Raw genomic sequence first — 2,998 nt, forward strand, 5'->3', positions numbered from 1 at the left:
GGTCAGTAACATCCCCGTTAAACAAAATCCTAGCCAAGTCTTTTGTAGGTGCGTCAGCCTGGCATTGGACTTTAGCTTTCCCAGGGCTGCATCTAAATCAGTGACAAACGATTTTATAAAGTGTGCCGGCTCGTACATCAACATGGTGTTGAAATACGTGGCAGTTTACACTGATTAGCTTACCCGTTTTCCGGCTGTATTTCTAAGCTTAAAAACTTGAACATCGAGTGAAAGATAAAATCGTGCTTTACCATCCTACCGGCGATCAACCGTCAGACTGGTCATTGTTAGCCGCTGCTGCACGGCAATGGCTTAAGGTGCGCGATAGATGGGCTATTTATACCCAAGCGCAAGCTATCGAAGCGGTTAAACCGATTATGGTCATTCAGGTTAGAGACGGTAACGACCGCACGATTAGCCAGACTTCCTTGGAACAAATTATCGCTGTTTTAGAAAAAGAAGTCGGCATGATTCAGGATGACGAGCTGGCGCATAGTTTTCAAGATGATAAGCCGCTGTCTGTTGGTGAACGAAAAATCCGTAAAATTGATGCGTCGCGGATTCAAGAGGACGATAAGGTTAAATTTGTATTGTTTAAAATGAGCTTAACCACCGGTTGGGATTGCCCGCGAGCGGAAGTGATGATGTCGTTTCGCACAGCCATAGATCACACCTTAATCGCACAATTGATTGGGCGCATGGTGCGCACACCGTTGGCGCGTCGAATCGAAAATCAGGATTTTTTAAATTCAGTTTCGCTGTATTTACCGCATTATGATCAAGACGGTTTGAATCAGGTTATTGAAAATCTGAAATCAGACCCGGAAAGTGTGCCGCCGACCGATGTCGTGGAAGGCGCGGAACAAGTCACGTTATACCGCTCTGCCGAACATGCCGCTTGTTTTGACGCGCTGCAAGGCTTACCAAGTTACCGCGTCGAGCGTATTCGTAAAACATCGGACACGCGCCGTTTAATGCGGCTGGCACGGTTATTAACGGCAATCCATAACCTTGATCCTGAAGCTTTACAAAACGCCAAGAGATTGATTTTAGAGTCGCTGAAAAACGAAATTGAGCGGCTACAACAAACCGATAGCGACTTTGCCGATAAATTAAGTGGTTGTAATGAAATCACCATTCAACCGATTACCGTAGATCAAGGTAAGTGGACAAGTATTGTCGGTAATGTGGAAAAAATTCCGTTATCGGATGCCAATATTGAAGAGCTTTTTCAACGTGCCGGGCAACGGCTAGGCGAAGGATTACACCTTGATTACTGGACAAAGCATTACGATGCTAACGATCCTCAACGGCCTAAACTGGAGTTGTTTTTAGCATTGCAACAGCAACCTGTTTGGGAAGCCTTGGAAAAACGCAGTTTGCAGCAATTTGGTGATTTGCTGAATCAGAACAACTCGAAAATCGGCAAGCTAAGCAGCTCGGAACGGGAAAAATACAATAAATTGAAAGTTGTCGCTAAAGAACCGGAGTCGATTGATTGGGAATTGCCTGATGAAATTATCGTGAACCGCCTTGCTGATGCCGTAGAGTGGAGCAAGCATGTTTATCTGACAGAAGAAGGCAGCTATTTTTCTTATCTTAATGGTTGGGAAAGTCAGGTAATAAAAACGGCACTGGCTCAAAATGATGTGATTGGCTGGCTGCGTAATGAACCCCGTAAATCTTGGTCGTTTTGTCTGCCCTATGAATACAACGGGATTACTCAGCCAATGTTTCCCGACTTTTTGATTATCCGTAACCAGGATGGGGCGCTGATTGTTGATATTCTGGAGCCGCATAATTTAGCCTTTGCCGATAGCTGGGCAAAGGCCGTTGGTTTGGCAAAATATGCGTCCAAACATGGCCTTAAAGTTGGACGCATTGAATTGATCCGTGTTGAGGGTACTCATGTCAAACGCCTTGATATTAATGACAATCACAACCGGCAAAAGGTGTTGGCTGTGAGTAGTAACCAGCATTTAGATCAGCTGTTTGCAAATATTTGAGTGTTTGTATCTTGTAAAATCATCGGCAACTAACCATAATGGTCAGCATTAAAGAGAGTTATCAACCTAGTTATTCACTAGATGTTATCCGTCAATCTGCTCAAAAGGGCGATTTTCGCTATGATGGACGCCAAGTTGATAGAGATATTAGAAATCTTGGCTATACCGGTGACGATGTTAAAAGCTGCATTGCTAACATAATTACAAACCAATTTCAAAAATCGATACAGTATGAAAATGCTACTTATGACGTTTATATCAGTGATTATCAAAAACATGATGATGCTCCCATAGACAAAATTTACATGAAATTACGCTTGCTTCCTAATGGTGAATTACAAATAGCAGGCATTGGTTCTTTCCATTTAAAACGGCTATGAAGATGAATAATATACTATGTGTTGATTGCGGGACTGAAGCGCTACAATCAATGACCGAAAATGAAGAGTTTAATTATAAAGGCCATACGTTAAGTGTGGACGTTGAATATTCTGTGTGTTCTCAATGTGGCGCGGAAGCGATTTTGCCGGAGCAAATCAAGCGCAACGATTGCCGGACACGCGATGCTTGGCGAAATGCCGATGGACTATTAACCGGCGTTGAAATAGTTGCTCTGCGTAAACAATTAGATTTAACCCAACAGCAAGCTGCACAAATGTTCGGCGGGGGTGTTAATGCCTTTTCAAAGTACGAACGGGGAGCAGTGATACAAAGCGTCGCTATGGATAATTTAATGCGGTTGGCATTGGAAAAACAGCCGGTTGATGTCGGGCGGTGGCTAATTGAACACTCTGGACTGGATATAACCAAACCGAAAACAGAATATAGTAAAGTCGTTCGGCTTCATTCTAAGTCTAAACAAATTGTAAACGTTCACGCCCCTACGCAGGCAAAGGCAATGGAGCCAAATTTTGCCGATGCCGAGCAATAGCTGTTTGTAGATAATCCCAAGGCGAATGACCACGTTGGCGGCATGTGTCGCTAACGCTGGC

At 43.8% G+C, this 2,998-nt stretch carries 3 protein-coding genes; all 3 read left to right on the forward strand.

All coding sequences use genetic code 11. The features are described 5' to 3' along the window. Positions 1–227: 227 nt before the first annotated feature. Genes RW114_RS20235 through RW114_RS20245 form a run of 3 tightly spaced genes read left to right on the forward strand, consistent with a single transcriptional unit; the run spans position 228 to position 2,937 of the window. Positions 228–2,006, forward strand: a complete 1,779-nt coding sequence (locus RW114_RS20235; protein ID WP_340124537.1) for a DEAD/DEAH box helicase — start codon at positions 228–230, stop codon at positions 2,004–2,006. A 38-nt stretch (positions 2,007–2,044) separates the two neighbouring features. Beyond that, on the forward strand, positions 2,045–2,386 hold the full coding sequence (locus RW114_RS20240; RefSeq protein ID WP_340124539.1) for a type II toxin-antitoxin system MqsR family toxin: 342 nt from the start codon (positions 2,045–2,047) through the stop codon (positions 2,384–2,386). Between the two features lie 2 nt (positions 2,387–2,388). Then, a complete protein-coding gene (locus RW114_RS20245) occupies positions 2,389–2,937 on the forward strand; it encodes a type II toxin-antitoxin system MqsA family antitoxin (RefSeq protein WP_340124540.1) in 549 nt (182 codons plus the stop codon). Positions 2,938–2,998 lie beyond the last annotated feature (61 nt).

Origin of the sequence: Methylobacter svalbardensis (genome assembly GCF_037671525.1) — a bacterium.
Lineage (GTDB): Bacteria > Pseudomonadota > Gammaproteobacteria > Methylococcales > Methylomonadaceae > Methylobacter_A > Methylobacter_A svalbardensis.

Coding starts and splice junctions, on each gene's coding strand:
- RW114_RS20240 (WP_340124539.1), top strand. CDS start 2,045: ATGGTCAGCATTAAAGAGAGTTATCAACCTAGTTATTCACTAGATGTT.
- RW114_RS20245 (WP_340124540.1), top strand. CDS start 2,389: ATGAATAATATACTATGTGTTGATTGCGGGACTGAAGCGCTACAATCA.